Source organism: Xanthomonas sp. BRIP62411, from assembly GCF_003993525.1.
GTDB lineage: Bacteria > Pseudomonadota > Gammaproteobacteria > Xanthomonadales > Xanthomonadaceae > Xanthomonas > Xanthomonas euroxanthea.
Map to the genome: position 1 here is coordinate 736,064 of NZ_QEZI01000008.1, position 20,178 is coordinate 756,241.

At 66.9% G+C, this 20,178-nt stretch carries 17 protein-coding genes and 1 other RNA gene; 11 read left to right on the plus strand and 7 right to left on the minus strand.

The genetic code is table 11. The features are described from left to right. Positions 1–2: 2 nt before the first annotated feature. Complete coding sequence (gene rsgA / locus EO139_RS07405) at positions 3–1,094, minus strand: ribosome small subunit-dependent GTPase A (protein WP_126969952.1); 1,092 nt, start codon at positions 1,092–1,094, stop codon at positions 3–5. Between the two features lie 152 nt (positions 1,095–1,246). On the opposite strand from rsgA, the gene EO139_RS07410 reads away from it, so the two are divergent. Genes EO139_RS07410 through EO139_RS07420 form a run of 3 tightly spaced genes read left to right on the plus strand, consistent with a single transcriptional unit; the run spans position 1,247 to position 3,870 of the window. Next, on the plus strand, positions 1,247–2,518 hold the full coding sequence (locus tag EO139_RS07410; protein ID WP_126969954.1) for a pyridoxal phosphate-dependent aminotransferase: 1,272 nt from the start codon (positions 1,247–1,249) through the stop codon (positions 2,516–2,518). Continuing rightward, the gene (locus EO139_RS07415) at positions 2,518–3,141 is read left to right on the plus strand and encodes an SGNH/GDSL hydrolase family protein (RefSeq protein WP_126969957.1); all 624 of its coding nucleotides are present in this window, start codon (positions 2,518–2,520) and stop codon (positions 3,139–3,141) included. The genes EO139_RS07410 and EO139_RS07415 overlap by 1 nt, the downstream gene beginning before the upstream one ends. Positions 3,142–3,198: 57 nt before the next feature. Next, positions 3,199–3,870 (plus strand): methyltransferase, encoded by a 672-nt coding sequence (locus tag EO139_RS07420; protein WP_126969959.1) that lies wholly within the window; start codon positions 3,199–3,201, stop codon positions 3,868–3,870. A gap of 34 nt (positions 3,871–3,904) precedes the next feature. On the opposite strand, the gene EO139_RS07425 is transcribed toward EO139_RS07420, so the two are convergent. From EO139_RS07425 to EO139_RS07435, 3 genes are all read right to left on the minus strand, one after another. Further along, a non-coding RNA gene (locus EO139_RS07425) (sX9 sRNA) lies at positions 3,905–3,980 on the minus strand. Positions 3,981–4,466: 486 nt separating this feature from the next. Further along, positions 4,467–6,656, minus strand: a complete 2,190-nt coding sequence (locus EO139_RS07430) for a TonB-dependent siderophore receptor (protein ID WP_126969961.1) — start codon at positions 6,654–6,656, stop codon at positions 4,467–4,469. Between the two features lie 287 nt (positions 6,657–6,943). After that, positions 6,944–7,735, minus strand: a complete 792-nt coding sequence (locus tag EO139_RS07435; protein WP_206515122.1) for a polysaccharide deacetylase family protein — start codon at positions 7,733–7,735, stop codon at positions 6,944–6,946. Positions 7,736–7,780: 45 nt separating this feature from the next. On the opposite strand from EO139_RS07435, the gene grxD reads away from it, so the two are divergent. Next, positions 7,781–8,707 carry a Grx4 family monothiol glutaredoxin gene (gene grxD, locus EO139_RS07440; RefSeq protein WP_115677945.1) on the plus strand — a complete coding sequence of 309 codons (927 nt, stop codon included), beginning with the start codon at positions 7,781–7,783 and terminating at the stop codon, positions 8,705–8,707. A 219-nt stretch (positions 8,708–8,926) separates the two neighbouring features. Next, a complete protein-coding gene (locus tag EO139_RS07445) occupies positions 8,927–9,796 on the plus strand; it encodes a hypothetical protein (RefSeq protein WP_126969965.1) in 870 nt (289 codons plus the stop codon). Between the two features lie 294 nt (positions 9,797–10,090). Here EO139_RS07445 and EO139_RS07450 read toward each other — a convergent pair whose 3' ends face one another. Further along, positions 10,091–10,651, minus strand: a complete 561-nt coding sequence (locus EO139_RS07450; RefSeq protein WP_104583989.1) for a DUF924 family protein — start codon at positions 10,649–10,651, stop codon at positions 10,091–10,093. Positions 10,652–10,791: 140 nt separating this feature from the next. On the opposite strand from EO139_RS07450, the gene EO139_RS07455 reads away from it, so the two are divergent. From EO139_RS07455 to EO139_RS07475, 5 genes are all read left to right on the plus strand, one after another. Then, entirely contained in the window at positions 10,792–12,192 is a 1,401-nt protein-coding gene (locus tag EO139_RS07455; RefSeq protein ID WP_104648788.1) for an amidohydrolase, read from the plus strand. Then, positions 12,189–13,469 (plus strand): amidohydrolase family protein, encoded by a 1,281-nt coding sequence (locus tag EO139_RS07460; protein ID WP_104648787.1) that lies wholly within the window; start codon positions 12,189–12,191, stop codon positions 13,467–13,469. The genes EO139_RS07455 and EO139_RS07460 overlap by 4 nt, the downstream gene beginning before the upstream one ends. Before the next feature lie 140 nt (positions 13,470–13,609). Beyond that, positions 13,610–13,867 (plus strand): hypothetical protein, encoded by a 258-nt coding sequence (locus EO139_RS07465; RefSeq protein ID WP_126969967.1) that lies wholly within the window; start codon positions 13,610–13,612, stop codon positions 13,865–13,867. Further along, positions 13,864–14,280 carry a DUF2809 domain-containing protein gene (locus EO139_RS07470; protein WP_126945815.1) on the plus strand — a complete coding sequence of 139 codons (417 nt, stop codon included), beginning with the start codon at positions 13,864–13,866 and terminating at the stop codon, positions 14,278–14,280. The genes EO139_RS07465 and EO139_RS07470 overlap by 4 nt, the downstream gene beginning before the upstream one ends. Positions 14,281–14,424: 144 nt before the next feature. Then, positions 14,425–14,751: a hypothetical protein gene (locus EO139_RS07475; RefSeq protein WP_206515127.1), complete on the plus strand. Its 327-nt coding sequence runs from the start codon at positions 14,425–14,427 to the stop codon at positions 14,749–14,751. Positions 14,752–15,270: 519 nt separating this feature from the next. On the opposite strand, the gene EO139_RS07480 is transcribed toward EO139_RS07475, so the two are convergent. Continuing rightward, the gene (locus EO139_RS07480; RefSeq protein WP_126969971.1) at positions 15,271–16,086 is read right to left on the minus strand and encodes a cellulase; all 816 of its coding nucleotides are present in this window, start codon (positions 16,084–16,086) and stop codon (positions 15,271–15,273) included. Positions 16,087–16,555: 469 nt separating this feature from the next. Between EO139_RS07480 and EO139_RS07485 the strand changes: the two genes are divergently transcribed. Beyond that, the gene (locus EO139_RS07485; protein ID WP_126969973.1) at positions 16,556–17,500 is read left to right on the plus strand and encodes a DegV family protein; all 945 of its coding nucleotides are present in this window, start codon (positions 16,556–16,558) and stop codon (positions 17,498–17,500) included. 1,080 nt (positions 17,501–18,580) lie between these two features. On the opposite strand, the gene EO139_RS07495 is transcribed toward EO139_RS07485, so the two are convergent. Continuing rightward, positions 18,581–20,161: a CocE/NonD family hydrolase gene (locus EO139_RS07495; protein ID WP_126969975.1), complete on the minus strand. Its 1,581-nt coding sequence runs from the start codon at positions 20,159–20,161 to the stop codon at positions 18,581–18,583. Between the last annotated feature and the right edge of the window lie 17 nt (positions 20,162–20,178).

A 20,178-nucleotide genomic window follows, 5' to 3' on the forward strand; every position in this document is an offset into this window, starting at 1 on the left:
GCTCAGCGTCGCCCGGTGCGATCGACGCTGGCGGGCCGCCGGCCCGATCCCTTGCCCCGGTTGTTCTGTGCCAGGCGCGTGGCGAGCTTTTCGGCCGCAGCGGCCACTTCCACGCGCAGCTTCATGTAGTTGGCCACCCGTTCCGGATCCAGCGTATCGGCCTCGATCGCCGCACGCACCGCACAACCGGGCTCGGCGATATGCGCGCAATCGTTGAAACGGCACTGCGCCGCCAGCGCCTCCACATCGGAGAAGCCGCCCTCGGCCAGATCTTCTTCGCCAGTGGGCTTGAGCTCGCGCATGCCGGGCGTATCGATCAGGCAGGCACCGGACGGCAACGGAATCAAGGCGCGATGGGTGGTGGTATGCCGGCCGCGCGAATCGTTCTCGCGCACCGCATTGGTCTTCATCTTCTGCGACCCGAGCAGGGTATTGGTTAGCGTCGACTTGCCCGCGCCCGACGAGCCCACCAGCACCGCGGTACGGCCATCGCCCAGCCACGGCCGCAGTGCCGCCACGCTCTCGGGATCCTTGGCATTGACCGCGCGCAACGGGATGTTCTGCGCCTCCAGCTCTTCCAGCACCGACAGCGCATCCTCGGCGTACTCGGTCTGGTCGGCCTTGGTCAGCACCACCACCGGCTCGGCACCGCCGCCGCCGACCAGCAGCAGATAGCGTTCGATGCGGCGCGGATTGAAGTCCGCATCCAGCCCGCACACGATGAACACCGTATCGATGTTGGCCGCGATCACCTGCTGGTGGTAATGCTCGCCGGCCGCACCGCGCTTGATCGAGGTGCGCCGCGGCAGCAAGGCCACGATGCGCTTGCCCTCCATCAGCACCCAATCGCCTACCGACGCCCGCTCATGGCTGGGAAACCGCGGCCGCTGCCACTCCGGCAACGACTCGGCCTTGAGGCTGGCCTCCGGCGTATCGGCCACCACATAGCCGGTGCGGTGCTGTTCCACCACCCGCGCCGGCAGCGCCTGCGGATGCGCGGCGAACAGTGCCTGCCAGGCCGGGTCTTCGGCAGGGCCAGGCCAGGGCCAGCCGATGGATTGGAGGGTGGGGTAATCGGGGGGTGCGTTGCTCATGGGGCGATTCTAGCTGGCTGGCCGCAGCGGCTTGTGCAATCGGCCCTGCGCCGGCCCTGAAGCGCCCCTTGACATCGTTGCCGATGCAAGCATGTCCGCCTGTCCTATTTCCGCTACCATGCCAAGCCTCACGCCTACAACCGGCCCGTCGCATGTCCACTGCCCCGCAAAAGCCGCTCGCCATCCGCGAGCGTCTGTCCGAAGTCCGCTACGAAATCCGGGGCGAGCTGGCGCGACGAGCGCGGGAGCTGGAGGCGCAGGGCCGCAAGCTGATCAAGCTCAATATCGGTAATCCAGGCGCGTTCGGGTTCCGTGCGCCCGAGCATCTGCAGCGCGCGATCGCCGACGACATGGGCCGCACCGATCCGTACACCCATCAGCAAGGCCTGCCGGAGGCGCGCGAGGCGATCGCCACCGCGTATGCGCGGCGCCAGCATCCGGATGCGCATCCGGAGCGCATCTTCGTCGGCAACGGCGTCAGCGAGCTGATCGACCTGTCGCTGCGCGCGCTGCTCAATCCCGGCGACGAAGTGCTGGTGCCCTCGCCCGACTATCCGCTGTGGTCGGCCGCCACCATCCTCAACGATGGCCGTCCGGTGTACTACCGCTGCGCGCCGGAAAACGGCTTCCAGCCGGACCCGGTGGAGATCGAGACGCTGGTGTCCTCGCGCACCCGCGCCATCGTGCTGATCAATCCGAACAATCCCAGCGGCGCCAGTTATTCGCGTGAGTTGCTGGAGCGCATCGTGGCCATCGCCAGCAAGCACAACCTGCTGCTGATGGTCGATGAGATCTACGACCAGGTGCTCTACGACGACGCCGCCTTCGTGCCGGTGGCGCCACTGGCCGGTGCGCACCCGTGCATCACCTTCAGCGGCCTGAGCAAGGTGCACCGCGCCTGCGGCTGGCGCGTGGGCTGGGCGCTGTTGTCGGGCGAGCAGTCGCGCATCAGCGACCTGCGCAACGCGATGGACCTGCTCGGCGCGCTGCGGCTGTGCGCCAACGTGCCGGGCCAGTACGCCATCGATGCGGCCGTCAACGGGCCGGACACCATCTCGGCGCTGTGCGCGCCGGGCGGCCGCCTGTACGAAACCCGCCGCGCGGTGATCGAGGCCTGCGCGGCCAGCGAGCACCTGTCGCTGGTGGCGCCGGCCGGTGCGCTGTATGCGTTCCCGGCAGTGGTCGGGCCGGCCGCGCGCAACTTCGACGATCATGAGTTCGCGCTCGACCTGATGAACGAGGAAGGCGTGCTGGTGGTGCCGGGTTCCAGCTTCAACGTGCCCTACCGCCACCACTTCCGCGTGACCTTGATGCCGGAGGCGGCGGTGATGCGCGATGTGTTCGCACGCATCGACCGTGCCCTGGCACGTCGCGCCGAGGCGGTGACCAAGGTGGTGCCGCTCAAGTCGCGCAGCGTGGCGTGATGGCGGTGGCCGGCACGCCGCTGCGCTATCTGGCGCTCGGCGATTCCTACACCATCGGCGAAGGGGTTGCCCCCGGTCAGCGTTGGCCGGCGCAACTGGTGGACGGTTTGCGTGCCTACGGCTGGAATGTGGCGCCGCCGCAGATCATCGCCACCACCGGCTGGACCACCGACGAGTTGCAGGCCGGTCTGGAAGCCGCTGCGCCGCAGGGGCCGTTCGATCTGGTGAGCCTGCTGATCGGCGTCAACAATCAGTACCGCGGGCGTTCGCTGGACGAGTACCGCAGCCAGTTCGATGCGTTGTTGCTGCGTGCAATCGACTTGGCCGGCGGTATTGCGCCGCGCGTGTTCGTGCTGTCGATTCCGGACTGGGGGCTGACCCCGTTTGCGCATGCGCACGGCGGCGACGCGGCGCTGATCGGTGCCCAGATCGATGCCTTCAACAGCGTGGCCGCCGAACGTTGCACCGCACGCTCGGTACGCTTTGTCGACATCACCGCCACCAGCCGCGATGGCGGCGCTGCTGCCGACATGCTGGTCGACGATGGCCTGCATCCCTCCGGCGCCATGTATGCGCGCTGGACCGTATTGGCACTGCCTGCAGCGCGCGATGCCCTAAGCTAGCCGCGCAACACGCCTCACTGCCAAGGAACGACATTGCACAGCACCGCCACCCAACCCATGAGCAGCACGCAGGCGCTGGCGATCGCGCGCGCATTTCTGCCGCCGCATCCGCTGGGCAATCGCTACGACTACTACTACACGCAGGCCAAGTTGCGCACCGATCCGCTGTATCCGGGCGTGCTGGCCGAATTGCGCAGCACCACTGCGCCGGTGCTGGATCTGGGCTGCGGGCTGGGCCTGCTCGCGCACGCGTTGCGCGCCGACGGCCAGGCACTGGCGTATCACGGGGTGGATGTGGACGCGTCCAAGATCCGCCGCGCGCAACACATCGCGCAGCGCTCGGCACTGGGCACTACGCAGTTCGCCGTGGTCGACCTGAGTGTGGCCTGGCCGCAACACCGCGGCAGCGTGACCATTCTGGATGTGCTGCAGTATCTGCAGGCCGACATGCAGGCCAGCCTGCTGCGCAGCGTGGCGCAGATGCTGACGCCGGGTGCGAAGCTGGTGATCCGCAGCGCGTTGGGCGATGCCAGCAGCCGTGGCCGCACCAGCCGCGTGACCGACGTGCTGGCGCATCTGAGCGGCTGGATGCAGCGCATGCCGCGCAGCTATCCCACCCGCGACAGCCTGCAGGCGCAGCTGGATGCCGCCGGTCTGCGTGCCACCTTTGCGCCGTTGTACGGCAACACCCCGTTCAACAACTGGCTGATCGTGGCCGAGCCGCGTTGAGGCCGTGCACAACGTGCCTGGCTCGATTCAGAACGGCTGATGAAACGTAACGCGCGTTCGCCGGACGGATGTGGACGGCACGCAGAAACCGGGGTGTACGCGTAGCACATGCCGCAACGGGCACCGGCCGCGCAGCCGTGTTGACAGCCGCTGTTGACGTCATGCGGATGATCCTGGGCCACGTTGTTCGAGGGCGGTGCACCACCACCCCAGAGAATCCGCTGGTTGCCTTGTTGAAAGCTGTGCACACCGACCATCCCGACAAGTCCTTGCCCGCCCACCGTCGCGGGACCTTACGCGGCATGGATGCCGCGTAAGAGCCTACAAGGACGTACTTGCAGCGTGTCCCGCGACGGTGGGCGGGCAAGGGCCGTGCAGCGAAGCCGCAGATCATCCGCTCTACAACTGATCCATCCGCGATGACCAATCACTTCGAGACAACCAAGTCACCGAGTTGCCGCGCCGTTTGGATGCAGGCAAATGCCTGGCTCGCCGAGTGCGCGGTGCCCTCACCGCTCGCGGGACACGCCGTACATCCGTCCGTGGAGGCTCGGTAGCGGCATGGATACCGTCAAAGCCTGTCGTCTGGAGCAAGGTCAGAACTTCCAGGAGAGCGTCAGCTCCACATCGCGCGGGTCGCCGTAGATCAACTGGCTCTGGTAGACGATGTTGGCGTAGTAGGTGCGGTCGAACAGGTTGCGCACGTTGAGCTGCGCCGACCATGCCTGATTGATGTCGTAGCGCGCCATTGCGTTGGCCAGCACCACGCTGCCCTGGCTCAGCCGCTGCGTGCCGCCCTGTGGCGCGGACATCAAGTCGTGGATGGCCGACTGCCAGCTCAGGCCACCGCCCACGCGCCACGGGCCGGTCTGCCAGCTGGTGAACAGGGTGGCCTCGCGACGCGGGCTGGTCGGATTGACATCGACGCCGCTGGCATCATTGGCATCGAACTGGGCGAAGCCGAATGCAATCCGCCATTGCGCGGACAGCTGCCCATCGAGCTGGAACTCCACGCCCTGGCTGACCGTGCCCTTCGCCGCGAGGAAGGCCTGAGTGGTGGTGCCCGGCACCAGTTGCCCGGGATCGTTCACCGCCAGGTTGTCCTGCTCGATCCGGAACAACGCCAGTGCCGCATTGAGCTGGCCGCCGAGGTATTCGCCCTTGGCACCGACCTCGTAGGTGTTGCCTTCCAGCGGGGCGAGATAGCGCCCGCCGCGATCGCGGTTGTTTTGCGGCTTGAAGATGCCGGTATAGCTGGCATAGAGCGAATGGTGGTCGTCCACGTCCAGGATCAGGCCGGCGTACGGCGTGGTGCGGCCACGGCGCTCGTAGGTGTTGGCCGGCACCAGTTGATCGGTGTTCTTCCAGTCGGTGACGCGCGCGCCGACGATGGCGGTGAGCGCGTCGGTCAGGCTGAAACGGCCGGCGGCGTAGGCGGCCACCTGGCGCACATCGCGTTCTTCGCCCTTCACCAGCGGCGTCCATTGCGGCTGCGCCATGCTGCCGGTCCAGGCGTAGACGCTTTCGGCCGTCAGTGACTGCGACGGCTCGGGCTCGTTGGACCAGCTGCGCACGTTGCGGTTCATCCAGGTGGCACCGGCGATCAGCTCGTGGTTGCGGCCCCACCAGGTCAGCGGCACGCTGAGGTAGGCATCCAGGCTGTTCTGCGCAGTGAGTGTGGGATAGCGCCCGCCAAAGTTGGTGGCAAGGCCCAGGCCGGTAGCGCGGTCCGGGTAATCGAAGTAGCCGAACAGCACCGACTTCCAATCGGCTTCGAAACGCTGATGCGAGTACTCCACGTGCAGCTGCGCACCGTTGTCGAAGCGATGGCTCAGGCCGGCGAAGGCATTGGTGGTGTCGGCCACGCCGCGCGCCCAGCGCGGCGTGAACGAATCCGAGCGTGCAAAGTCGGTGCGGCTGCCGTCGCTGAAGTACGCCGGCACGCCGCCCCAGGTGGTCCCGCGGCCGTCATTGCGCTGCTTGTTGACGCCGGCATAGCCGCGGGTGGCGTCGCTGAAATCGGCATCGACGATGCCGTAGAACAGCGACGATTGCTTGCTGTAGTAATCGCGGAACGACTGCTTGTCTTCATAGCTGGCCACCACCCGCCCACGCACGTTGCCGGCGGCGTTCAAGGGCGATTGCAGGTCGAGCGTGCCGCGATAGCGGTCCCAGCGCCCTGCCGACAGATCGACGCGGCCGGTGAGCACGTCGCTGTCGGCATGCTTGCGCACAAGGTCGATCGATGCCGCCGGGTTGCCCGCACCGGAGGTCAGGCCGTTGGCGCCGCGGACGATTTCCACCCGGTCGTAGATCGCCATGTTCTGCTGCACATCGCCGGTGTAGTCGGTGGGAATGCCGTCGATGCGGTAGTAGTCCACTTCAAAGCCGCGCGCGTTGATGTAGGTGCGCTCGGTGTCCCAGGTTGGCGAGTTGAAGCCGGCGACGGTGTCGGTGACGTCCTGCAGCGATTGCAGGTTGCGGTCGACGATCTGCTGGCGGGTCACCACCACCACCGACTGCGGCGTCTCGCGCAGCGAAAGCTCCAGCCGGGTCGAACTACGCGCGACATCGGCAGTGTAGGAATCGGTGCCTTCGGTCGCGGCACCGCGATGGGCCTGGATCTGCAGGCGGTCCAGATCGACCGGGTCGCGCGTGCTCGATTGCGCTGCAGCCGCCAACGGCCATGCGCAGGCCAGTGCCAGCAGGGAGGACGCCAGCGGGAGCTGCGGCGAAGGGAGATCTGCACGCACGGACGCGCGCGCAGAGACGATGCGATGGGACATGGGGTCAGCCTCAAGAGCGGATATGGCCGTCGATGACGGCTTGAGGCTGGCGTCGGCAGCGCCCTCGAAAGGCGCGCACCGTTTGCTGGCTGGGGGGCGCATGGTCGATCCACGTTAAATCGCTGTCAATACGTGCGTGGATCAGCGCCGGGCTTCGACGCCGCTGGCTCCGGGCGGCTCCGCCACTACAGACGATGCGCCATACCGGAGCAGGTCCGGCAGACACGGAAGATGGATCATCCCTGCGTGGGCCCGCGTCACCTCATCGCGACGCGGTCCGCAGGACCTCAGTCCGGACGCCGCCCGGCCAGGCCGCGCGCGTGCATCGCCTCCAGTACGCCGCGCAGGATGGTGAGGTTGTGTCCGTGCGCGGCGCCCTCGTGCAGCAGCACGATGGCGCCGGGGCGCAGGTCGCGCACGATGCGGGCCACGGTGGTCTCCGGCTCGCAACGCACCCCGTCGAAGCCGCGCGCGCTCCAGGCCACGCGGGTCAGCCCATGCGCCCGCAGCGGCGAGGCGACGAAGGGATTGGTCATGCCCACCACCGAGCGGTACAGCCGTGGCGCCTGCCCGGTGATGGTGGCCAGCACGCGCTGCGCCTGGCCGATTTCCTGCGCCATGCGATGCGGTCCCAGCGCCCAGAACCAGGCCTGCGGATGGGTATGGCTGTGGTTGCCGATGCCGTGCCCGCGACGCACGATCTCGCGCACCAGTTCAGGCCGCTGCTCGGCGCGGGCGCCGACCACGAAGAAGGTGGCCTTGGCATCGAAGGCGTCCAGCAGCTCCAGGATCGCCGGGGTGTCGTCGGAGGGGCCGTCGTCGATGGTCAGCCATACCTGCGGGGCGCGGCCCGGCAGGCGCGCCAGCACCGGCGCGTACAGACGCGCGCGCGGCAGGAACACCGGCACCACGAACGCCGCATGCGACAGCAGCAACGCCGGCACGCCCCAGACCCAGCCCAGATGCCACCACAGCAGCGCCACCGCTGCCTGCGAGAGGGCCAGCAGGCCGACCCAGCGGTAAGGGTGCGAGGGGATGCGATACAGCGTTTGAAGCGTGGTCATGCCGCATGATGCCATGCGGCGTAGAATGCCCGGACTCCACGATCTGACCGAAGTGCTGCCATGTCCCTCGATCCCGCCCTGCGTTCCCGCATCGATACGCTGCTGCAATCCAGCCGCGTGGTGCTCTTCATGAAAGGCCAGCCCGGCATGCCGCAGTGCGGTTTTTCGGCCAAGGCGGTCGGCGTGCTGGACGGCCTGGGCATCGACTATGCCCACGTCAACGTGCTGGCCGACCAGGAGATCCGCGAAGGCATCAAGGCCTATGGCGACTGGCCGACCATTCCGCAGCTGTATGTGGACGGCGAGTTGATCGGCGGCAGCGACATCATCCTGCAGATGGCCGACAGCGGCGAGTTGAGCAGCATGCTCGGCCTGCAGGCGCCAGACCGGACTCCGCCCAGGATCACCATCACCCCGGCCGCGGTCGAGATGCTCAAGGGCGCGCTGGCCGATGCGCCGGATGCCTCGCTGACGCTGGCCATCGATGCCAACTTCCAGCCCAACTTCCAGCTGGCGCCGACCAACCCGAACGCCATCGCTGCCGAGTCCAACGGCCTGCGCGTGCAGTTCGACCTGGCCAGCGCCCGCCGCGCCGACGGCATCACCATCGACTGGGTGGACGACATCCGTGGTCGTGGCCTGGCCATCGACAATCCCAATGCACCCAAGCCGGTGCAGGAGCTGTCGGTGCGCGATGCCGACGACCGCCTGAAGGCCGGTACGCTGACCCTGGTGGACGTGCGCCCGGCCGACGAACGCGCCCTGGCCACGGTTGCCGCGCCGTTCCGCACGCTGGATGCGCACGAGCGCGCCGCCATCGAGCAGTTGCCCAAGGACACCCCGCTGGCGTTCCTGTGCCACCGCGGCGGGCGCAGCCTGCAGGCGGCCGAGCACTTCCGTGGCCTGGGCTTCAGCAACGTCTACAACGTCACCGGCGGCATCGACGCATGGTCGGACGAAGTGGACAACGGTGTGGCCAAGTACTGAGGCCAGACGGCGAACCGTCATGAGGGCACGGCCGGTGCCTTTCAGCTGCATGCAGTCCGCAGGCACGATGGTCACCGCACGGCATCCACGCCCGACCGCAGCCGGCTGAAATCGCCCGCCAGTTTCTTAAGCCGCGTTTGCTACGTTGCATACCCCGAAACGGGCGCTCCACGGAGCGTCCGTTTTTGCATGGATCGCCACCCACAAGGACTTGCTGCAATGCACACCCGCCTGCCCGCTCTCGCACTGGCCGCGCTGTTGCCGCTGGCCGCACAGGCCGCCGAACCGGCGCGCGCGGTCATGCTGGTACAGACCTACGACAGCCAGCCGACCGAAGACCCGGTGGAATACGTTCCGGTGTGGCTGGGTCGCGGCGTCGCGAAGGAGTCCAGCATGCCCAGGTCGCTGCTGAGCCAGCCGCTGCAGGTCTTCGATGCGGGCGTGTCCACCGGCAGCGTGCAGCTTGCGTCGCTGACCGTCGATGACAACAGCATGTGCGGCGGCACCGCAAAACTGCGTTTGAAGGGCACCGCAACGCTGTCCAATTCGCCGTTGTTGTCGACGGTGGATCTGAATCCCGGCAAGCGCTTCGCGACCCGCAATGCCACCGCTGCCGAACAGACCGAACTGTTGCGCCAGGTCGGGGAGGCCGCGCAGCTGCGCAAGAGCGTCACGCCTGCGGCGCTGGCCCAGGCGTTGACGGCATTCACTGCCGATCGTGCGCAGGATCTGGCGGCGCTGCAGGTCTTTACCGACACCCGGCAGCCGCAGCGACGTGTGGCCGTGCTGACCTCCAATCACCCGACCAGAACCGGCAACCCGGACAACCCGACCGGCGTCCTCGTGGTGCTTGCGATCTTCGAACACGACGGCAGCCGCTGGCAGTTCCGCAAGGGCAGCGCGGCCAGCGGCTGCGACGATTGTGAAGACCTGCCACTGCGCACGCATCTGCTGCAGTTCGGCGATATCGACGGCAACGGCACGCTCGACTTCGTGCTGTCGGAAAGCGGCTACGAGAGCTATGGCTTCTATCTGCTGCTGGGCGAAGGCACCAACTGGCGTTCGGAAGGCCTGATGGGCGGCTGTTGATCAGCTGCAGCACGATGGCCGATGCCGGATCGGTATCTGCCATCGCGCTGCATGACCGGCGGGATCCACAAAAAACGCTGCTCGTCCTCGTGCAAGTCATCCGCGCATCGGCGGCGCCAAGCCATTGATGTCACGGCGTGATGCACGATGTCGATCGACGGCCGACATCGTGCGCAGGTGAGTCATCGATCGATCCGCATCGATCACTGCACCCGATCCGCCTGCCCAGACGCAACTGCGCAGTGCGGAAAGGCCGCAGCGGCGTGCAAGCGCGCAGGCCACAACCGCCGTCCCTCAGCCGGCAAATCCACCGTCGTCGAGAAACCGCTGCTCGTCGGCGGTGGTTTCACGCCCCAGCACCGCATTGCGATGCGGGAAGCGTCCGAAGCGCTGGATGATCTGCTGGTGCTCCACCGCCCAGCGCGTGGTTTCTGCATCGTCCAGCGCGGTGATCAGCTGCACCGAACGCGCCTGCGCCTGCAGGTCTTCGGCATGCTCGAACGGCAGATAGAAAAACAGCCGCAACTGCGCCGAGACCTGCTGATCGAAGCCGCTGGCGAGCGCCTGCCGCGCGCAGGACAGCGCCAGGCCGTCGGTGGCGTAGGCATGCGCGCTGCCGCGGAACGCGTTGCGCGGGAATTGGTCGAGCAGGATCAGCAAGGCCAATGCATCCTCCGCGCGTTCCATCCAGTGCGCATACTCGCCACGCGCCGCCGCAAAGTGCTGTTCGCTGAAATGCTGGCGGAAGTTGGCATCGAACGCATCGTTGTGGGTGAACCAGCGGGCCGAGCCGGCCAGCTCCCAGAAAGCCAGCACCACATCGGCCTGTTTGTTGCGTTCTGATTTGACGATCATCGACGTTTCCCCTGACGAATACGGCATAGCATGCCCATGCGCATGTGATGAGGCCGCCGCCACCGGCAATGCAGCACTTGGCAAGCACGCCTTCGGCCGCTAGGTTTGCGGCTGACGTTTTCGTTACACCGGGGAAATCCATGCGTTCCATCCTGTTCGCCGCCCTTGGCGCGGCGCTGCTGTGCGGGCCTGCGTCTGCGGCATCGCGTTTCGTGCAAGACCCCTATCCCAGCACCTACCACGCGCTCGCGTCCGGTCCGGTGCTGATCCAGCACGCCACGGTGCTCACCGGCACCGGCCAGCGGCTGGACGACGCCGACGTACTGCTGCGCGACGGCAAGGTGGCTGCGGTCGGGCGCGGGCTGGAGGCGCCGGCCGATGTGCACCGCATCGACGGCACCGGCAAGTGGGTCACCCCCGGCATCATCGACGTGCACTCGCATCTGGGCGTGTATCCCAGCCCCGGCGTCAGTGCGCATAGCGATGGCAACGAGATGACCGCACCGGTCACCCCGAACGTGTGGGCCGAGCATTCGATCTGGCCGCAGGATCCCGGCTTCGGCACCGCCCTGGCCGGCGGCGTCACCTCACTGCAGGTCCTGCCGGGCTCGGCCAACCTGATCGGCGGGCGCGGCGTCACCCTCAAGAACGTGGCCTCCACGACCTACCAGGGCATGAAGTTTCCCGGTGCGCCCTGGGGCCTGAAGATGGCCTGCGGCGAGAACCCCAAGCGCGTGTACGGCGAGAAGGGCGGCCCCGCCACCCGCATGGGCAACGTGGCCGGCTACCGCGCCGCCTTCATCGATGCGGCCGAGTATCTGCAGAAGAACGCACCGAAGAAGAAGGCCGAAAAGAAGCGCCACTGGTGGAGCCGCGGCGGCGACAACGACAGCAGCGGCGATGCCGGCGGCAAGCGCGATCTCAAGCTCGATACGCTGGCCGGCGCGATCAACGGCGACATCCGCGTGCATATCCACTGCTACCGCGCCGACGAGATGGCGACCATGCTGGACCTGTCCAAGGAATTCGGCTTCCACATCGCCGCCTTCCACCACGGCGTGGAAGCCTACAAGCTGGCCGACCGGCTGGCGCAGGACAACGTCTGCGGCGCGCTGTGGGCCGACTGGTGGGGCTTCAAGATGGAAGCCTTCGACGGCATCCAGGAAAACATCGCGCTGGTCGACCGCCCGGCCAACAGCTGCGCCATCGTGCATTCGGATTCGGAAGAAGGCATCCAGCGCCTGAACCAGGAAGCGGCCAAGGTGCTCGCCAACGCGCGCCGCAGCGGCATGGAGATCCCGCCCGAACGTGCGATCCGCTGGCTCACCAGCAACGCGGCCAAGGCGCTGGGCATCGAGCAGCAGACCGGCGCACTGGAGCCGGGCAAGATGGGCGATGTGGTGGTGTGGAACGGCAACCCCTTCAGCTCCTACGCGCTGGCCGAACAGGTCTATATCGACGGCGCGCAGGTCTACGACCGCCGCAACCGCGCACTGCAGCCGGTCTCGGACTTCATGCTCGGCCAGGAGGTGGCACGATGAGCCGCGCCAGCCTGGTTCGCCCGCGTCTGCGCGCGATCTCCGCAATGGTCCTGGCAGTGCTGGCACTGCCCGCATTCGGCCAGCAGGTGCTGATCCGTGGCGCCACCGTGCATACCGCCACCGCACAAGGCACGCTGCGCGATACCGATGTGCTGGTGCAGGGCGGGGTGATCCGCGCGATCGGCCGCAACCTGGCCGTGCCCACCGATGGCCGCGTGGTCGAGGCGAGGGGCCGCCCGCTGACGCCGGCCTTGTTCGGCGGTATCACCGAGATCGGCGTCGAGGAAGTCTCCGGCGAAGACAGCACCGTGGACAGCGGCGTCAAACTCAGCGACCAGCCGATGCGCCCGGAATTCGACGTCACCCTGGCCTACAACCCCGACTCGGTACTGGTTCCGGTGGCGCGCGTGGAAGGCATCGGCTTCACTGCATTGGGCGCGACCACCAGCGGTGCCTTCATCGCCGGGCAAGGCGGCGTGGTGCGGCTGGACGGCAGCCCGGACCCGGTCGGCCCGCATGCCTTGTTCATCCGCATCGGTGCGGCGGCATCCGATCTGACCGGCAGCTCGCGTGCCGCGCAATGGATGCTGCTCGACCAGCTGGTGGCCGAAGCGCGCGGACGCGTGCCGGCCGATTCGCCGCACGCGTTGCTGACCCCGGTCGGCCGCAGCGTGCTGGCCAAATACCTGGCCGGGCAGGGCCGCATCGTGGTGCAGGTGGAGCGCGCCGCCGACATCCGCCAGCTGCTGCGTTGGGCGCAGCGCGAAAAGGTACGCATCGCCATTGCCGGCGGCACCGAGGCCTGGAAGCTCGCACCGCAGCTGGCGCAGGCCAACGTCCCGGTGCTGGTGGACGCGCTGGCGGACCTGCCGTCCACCTTCGACCAGATCGGCGCGACGCTGGAAAACGCCGCACGTCTGCGCGCGGCCGGCGTGGAGGTCAGCTTTGCCCAGAGCGGCGATGCCTCGCACAACGCACGCAAACAGCGCCAGCTGGCCGGCAATGCGGTGGCCAACGGCTTGCCGTGGGAAGCGGGCCTGGCCGGCCTGACCCGGGTGCCGGCAGAAATCTTCGGCGTGGCCGATCGCATCGGCAGCATCGCGGTCGGCAAGCAGGCCGACCTGGTGCTGTGGGAAGGTGACCCGCTGGATGTCGCCCACTATGCCGAGCAGGTCTGGCTGGGCGGTCGCGACATGCCGATGCGTTCACGCCAGACCGAGCTGCGCGACCGTTACATGCAACCGGCCGGCGCGTTGCCGCGCGCCTATCTGAAGTGAGCGCAGGCGGCGCGCGTTTGCGCGCGCCGCCGGGGCGATACCGCCACATTGCGACAGCCGCCGTTGCCGCGCGGGCTGGCACACTGCATGCCCTCTCCGCCGGCAGCGTGCCGGCGGCATCGTCCGCATAAGGATTGCCCATGCGTGTGTGCTGCATCCTGATGTCATCGCTGACGCTGCTGCCACTCGCTGCCCTCGCCCAGCAGGGCCGGGTCGACTGGCAGGACCCGTCGGTTCCCGCCTCGCCCAGCCGCAGCACCGTGCAGGACGTGGGCGCCAGCCTCGCGGTGACCTCCGATGCGGACCGGGAGCAACACCGCAATCCGCCCGGCGACCGCGTGCCGCAGATCACGGCGGTCGATCATGTCGGCCCTGGCAATGCGCTGTTCGCACAATGACACGCATGGCACCGGGCGTGCGCTGGGTCTACCTGCTGATCGCACTCGCCGTGTTTGTCATCGAAGTGGCGATTGGCGCGGGCACACTTGGTGGGCCCTGGGTGCGCGGCAGCCTGGGCGATGTGCTGGCGGTGATCCTGGTGTATTGCGGGTTGCGCGGCGTGCTTGCGTTATCGCCCCGCTGGGCGAGCGTGCTGGCGGTCGCGATCGGGTGCCTGATCGAAGGGCTGCAGGCGATGCACCTGGCCGACCGGCTCGGGCTGCGCCCGGGCAGCGCGGCCTACATCGCGCTCGGCAACACCGCCACCGTGCACGATCTGTTGATGTATCTGGTCGGCGGCGGCGTGGCATACATTGGCGATGTGGCGTCATGCCGTGTCGCCGCGTCTTTCCGGCGGCAAATGCCGCATTGATGCACTCCTTCGGGCCTAGCGCATGTTTGTCTTCTCCTCATCGGCACTGATCGACAGCACCGGCGTCCTGTCTGTGCAGCGGCAGCAACGGCGTCGCTGTGCCGCCGCTGCGTCACAGTGACCTCGCTGTTTCAAGGCGGCGGCTTGCGCTCGATCGACCGCGTCGTGTTGCGCCAGGCGCCGGCCAATCTGCAACGCGGCCTGGAAGCCGTCGGCGGGCGGCTGATCCTGACCGCCGATGCGCTGCATTTCCAGCCGCACCCCTACAACATACAGACCCGATCGCTGACCGTGCACCTGACCCAGATCGCAACAATGCAACCACGCTGGACGCGCCTGTTCGGCCTGCTGCCGGTGGCACCGACATCGCTGGCGCTGCAGTTGCATGAGGGTAGCGAGCACCGTTTCGTGCTCGGCAAACGCGAGCAGTGGATGGCGGCCATCGCCTCGGCGCGCGACGCCCTGCGCTGACGCTGCGCCGACAACGGCAGTGCGCTGAACCACAGGAGTGCAGTGCCCGGCTGCCGCATCGCAATGCCCCGGCGTGTTCCCGCGTGCATCCGCATCGCAGACGGAGCGTGACCGGCACAGCCTTGCAGCGACACATGTTGTACGCGGTAGATATCAGACGGCGTGGCATTGGCAAGCTGCGGATACAGCGCAGTGCCGTGGCGGCCATTGAGCGCCCGGCGCAGACGCATTGCCGGCACCCCGGCGCATCGCGTCCAGCTGCGGATTGCCCTTGCCGATGTCGTTGCAGAACAACAGAGCGCAGGCGAAATCATGCGAACCGGTCACCATGGCCTCACCCGGAGCGCGACGCATACTGCATGCGCCGCGCACCTTGCCAGCTGGTTGGTTCTCACGCGGCCGGCTTCTTCGATGAATGCCAGGCCGGCGCACGCGATGCGGGAACCGGCGCGTGGTGTGCTGCACGCCGTGATCAAACCAGCTGCGCGCCCTCAGCCATGCGGCCGAAGTGGGCCATGCTTACTGTGCATCCAGCGTCGCGCTGACCTTGGCCCAGCCGTTGCCGCGGACTACTTCGAAACCAGCTTCGACTGCGTGCAGGTACATGCTGTTGTTGTAGCGCCCATCCTTGGACCGGTTGGTCTGCAACCAGTTGAGGAAGGGCTTGGCGTCCACGTTGAGACTGCCGCTGGTCTTGAGCGTGGCCTGCCCGGCGGTGCCGGTCGGGATGAAGGTGTAGACGTAATAGCCGGCACCGGAGTTGAAGCCCTCCCACAGGTCGAACGTGCGCCCGCCCGCGGTGATCACATTGCTGGCAGTCAGGGTGCCGATCGGCCAGGAGTTGTGGTCGCCCCAGATCATCACTTCCAGCTGCGGGTTGCCCTTGGCGGTATCCCAGCGGAAGAAGATGTCGTAGGCAAAGTCGCCCGCAAGATTGGTGCCGCCCGCGCTGTAGGTGAACTTGAGCGGGATCTTGCTCAATGAGGAAATCTGCCGCGGAAACAGCGTGTCGCTGGTCGGGTTCCAGTCGTAATGCCAACCACGCACGATCGCCGGGTAGCCGTAGAGGTTGTAGTCGGCGAAGTTGAAGGTGACGGTCAGCTCCGGCGTACTGCCGGTGCCGAACGTGCCCTGGATGATGTTGTTGGGATCATTGAAATTGTTGACCCACGCGTAGTGGTTGCCAAAGATCTTGTAGGGACCGGCCAGCGCCGCTGGCGCCAGGGCCACCAGACCTACGGCGAGCGCAGCCTTCCACCAGCGCGATGCGCGCCGCCGTGTGGTCGGCGCCTTTGTGACGGTCTGCGTAGGGATGCTGGATTGGCTGTTTTGCATGTCGACTCTCTCCGTGTGGGTTCAGCGCGGCGATGCCGGTGCGGCAGCGTCGAGAAGCCGCCTTGCAGCGGTTGCGTTGGACCCTAGCAGCGGGGTTGTGACGGGAGCTATAGCAATTGCGGCAGGCCTCGCTCGTCATCTGCGATAGCGGGCGCTAGCTGACAGGCGAAGCGTGCGCCGATCCGCAGTTCGCAGTGCAAATGGCAGCGTCACCACATGTATCGGTCATCTGCATGACGGCGCAGTGCACGCGAATGGTGCAGAGCCACATGAGGCGTGGTCCATCTTCTGGCCGCCCCGCGGCTGCTTGCTCCAGGCCCGTCGTACGCGTCGAGCTTGCCTGTCGGCAGTCAGGCTTCCACCACGCGGCCCTCGGCGTACCGGCACCGAGCTGTCAGCCCTACTCGCCTCTCCTGTTTTGCGATAGCGTTCGCAAGCACAGATAACGCAACAGCCGGAGAGGGCGACGATGCGCATCGGAATCGTGGTGGACAGTGCCTGCGATTTGCCGCAAGACTTTATTCAACGCAACAGCGTCATCGTGTTGCCGATCAGCGTACGCATCGGCGAAGCGGTGCTGGCCGACCACCGCGATGAGGAAGCGACGCTGAGCTTTCTGCAGGCGCATGTGGCCGAGCGCGGACACGAGGCGGAAACCACGCCATTTTCGGTCAATCAGATTCGCGACCTGTTCCTGCAACGGCTGGTCATCGACTACGACCATGTGTTCTGCCTGACCATCTCCAAGCTGCGCAGCCAGATCTTCGACAACGCGATGCAGGCAAGCTTCGCGATCCTCAACGATTACAAGCCGATCCGGCAGGCCGCCGGCCACACCTCGCCATTCGCGCTGCGCGTGATCGATACTTTCAACCTGTTCGCCGGCCAGGGCATCACGGCAGTGGAAGCGGTGCGCCTGCGCGAACAGGGTCAGGGCGTGGCGGCAATCCGCAGCCGGCTCGAACAACTGGCCGAGCATACCTATGGCTACATGATTCCGCGCGATCTCTACTACCTGCGCGCGCGTGCGCGCAGCAAGGGCGATCGCAGCGTGGGCCTGATCGGTGCCGCGCTCGGCAGCGCGCTGGATATCAAGCCGGTGCTGCGCGCCTACCGCGGCATCACCGAGCCGGTGGCCAAGCTGAAGGGCTTCGAGCCGTCGGCAGAGAAGCTGTTCGGCTTTGCCGTGCGCAGGATCCGCGCGGGCTTGATGACGCCGACCGTGTGCGTGGGCTACGGCGGCGAACTGGCCGAGTTGCACGCGCTTCCCGGTTACGCCGCCTTGCAGAACGCCTGCCAGACGCACAACGTGGACCTATTCGAAAGCGTGATGAGCCTGACCGGCATGGTCAACGTCGGCAAGGGCGCACTGGCAGTGGCATTCGCGGCCGAAGCGCATACATTCTCGGCTTGACCGCATGCATTCGTGGCCATAAAGAACATGGTCGAGGGTGGCGCCCTCACTGCTCGCGGGATACGCCGTGGACCGACACAAACGCAACTGACAGCTTGAGTCGCGGCATCACTTCTTAGATGCAATCAAAAGACCTGGTGCGTCGAGTGCGCGGTGCCCTCACCGCTTGCGGGACACGCCGTGAACCCGTCCCTGGGGGCTCGGTGGCGGCATCCATGCCGCCACACGGTCCTGCAACCGGCGAGGACACCGCACCAGACAGTTGGTCGGCGCTCATCTGAAAGCTGTCTCTCGTGCGGTGTGCATCAGACGTGGAGCCGATGCTTCACGATTGAACAAGGCGCACCCAGCACTGCTCTTACTTTGCGTATCGACCATCTCGACTGGTCCTTGCCCGCTCACCGTCGCGGGACCCTGAGCGGCATGGATGCCGCGCCGGAGCCTACATGGACGTACTTGCGGCGTGTCCTGCGATGGTGGGCGGGCAAGGACCCTGCAGCAAACTCGCAGCGTCGAAGGCGCGGCGCCCTCACCGCTTGCGGGACACGCCGTAAACCCGTCCATGGGGGCCCGGTGGCGGCATCCATGCCGCCACACGGTCCCGCAACCGGCAAGGACACCGCACCAGACAGTGGGTCGGCGCTCATCTGAAAGCTGCCTGTAATGCGGCGGTGTGCAGATGCTTCACGATCGAACAAGGCGCATCCGGCACTGCTCTTAACTTTGCGTACCGACCATCCCGCCTGGTCCTTGCCCGCCCACCGTCGCGGGACCTTACGCGGCATGGATGCCGCGTAAGAGCCTACAAGGACGTACTTGCGGCGTGTCCTGCGATGGTGGGCGGGCAAGGGCCCTGCAGCCAAGCGCCAGATCGACTGCTCTACCGCTGATCCCTGCAGCCAGGCAACCGCCCTGACGCTCTGCAACACTGCCGGCGCCGGAAAGGACATCCCGCCGATCAGGTCGGTCGTGTCCGGGTGGGTTGCCGTTACGCATTCAATAAAGGGCGATTGATCCACGCGTACACCTGATCGGGTGTATGCGGCCGACAACTCACCGCGCCATTAGCTCGGCGCAGCGTTACCGCAGCGGCACATTCAATACCGAAGGCGTTGCCACCGGCGAGGTAAACGTCACTGTGCCGCCACCATCGCTGGCATCGGTATAACGTGCGTCGTGCGTGTCGATCACCAGCACCAGGCGCTGCCCTGCCGGAATCTCCGCAGCAGCCGCCTGCAGCGGCCAATCCAGCGTCACTGCGCGGCCCGGCGTGGCCCCGCGCAGCGAATACGGCGCATGCGTGACCAATTGCGCCATGCCCACTGCATCCATGCGGTACAGATACGCGAACAGGCTCACCTTCGACTGACTGGGCACCACGGTCACTCGCAGCGAGGGACTGCCGGCCAGCCGGCGTACCGTGCTTGACGGCGCACCCACCCACACTGCCGCGCCGATGCGATTGACCAACGGAATCGACGTGGTGATCGGCACGCCGATGCCTTGCAACAGACCGCTGACCAGCACCACGCCCGAGTCGGCCAAGGTCGGCACATCGGTGGCGATGCGCGATTGCCATCCGCTGGCGGTACCGCCGATCAAGCCGCCGGTGGGGCTGAGCAACCCGGCCGGTGCGGATAGCCCCAGGCGCGTGGTGCCCTGCTGCACCGACGCCCAATCCGGGTACTCCAGCCACTGTCCTGCGCGCGGCGACAGCCGCACCGGCGCTTCTGCATCCACCCCGTTACGCACCTGCTTGAGATGACGATCGAACCAGCGCGTGGCCGCCGTGTAGACCTCGTTGGGCAGGCCCAGCGCGCCCGGCAGTTCCGCCGTGGCGTGATCGCCCTGGCTGAGCAGCAATTGCTTGGGCCCGCGCAGCTGGTTGAAGAACGCGATGGTCTGATTCGGCGGAAACAGGCCATCGTTGAAGGCATTGCCCAGCAGCACCGCGGTGCCCCGCGCATTGAGCGCAGCCACCTCGCTCGCCGGGCTGCGCGACGCGGCCTGCGGCAGGAAGCCCTGCACTGCGCCGTCGTAATCGCCAACGGCAACCCGTGTGCTGATCTGCGCCAGATCCGGGCCGGGCCGTCCGGTCAGCGCGCCGGCACCGACCAGGAGTCCAACGCCTTGCTGGCTGACGGTGCGATTGGAATACAGCGACGCTTCCAGATCCGCCCAGCCGCTGAGCGCAGCCACGGCCTTGATGCGCGGATCGCGCCCGGCCGCCAACAGGCTGATGCCGGCTCCGTAGGAAATACCCGATGCACCGATCGCATTCGGGTTGGCCGGCGTATGCGCCAGCGCCCAGTCGATCACCGCGCTGACGTCTTCCACCGTGTCGGCGCCGGCGATGTCGATCTGCCCGGCCGAATCCCAGAACCCGCGCGAGGTATAGCTGACGACCACGTAGCCATCGCTGGCCAGTTGGGTCGCACGGCCAAGGTATTCCAGGTTCGGCAACGACCAGCTGGCCGGCATCACGACCAGCGGAAACGGCCCGCTGCCCTGCCCCTGCGGCACCAGGACCAGCGCGCCCATCGGCGCGCCATCCCAGCCGGGAATGCGTTCATAGGTCTTGCTGAAAGCGCCCGCCATTGCCGACGCCGATGCCACCAGCAACGCCAGTGCGGCGATGCCTCCGATCCAAGGCTTGTTCATGGTTCTCTCCCACGCAA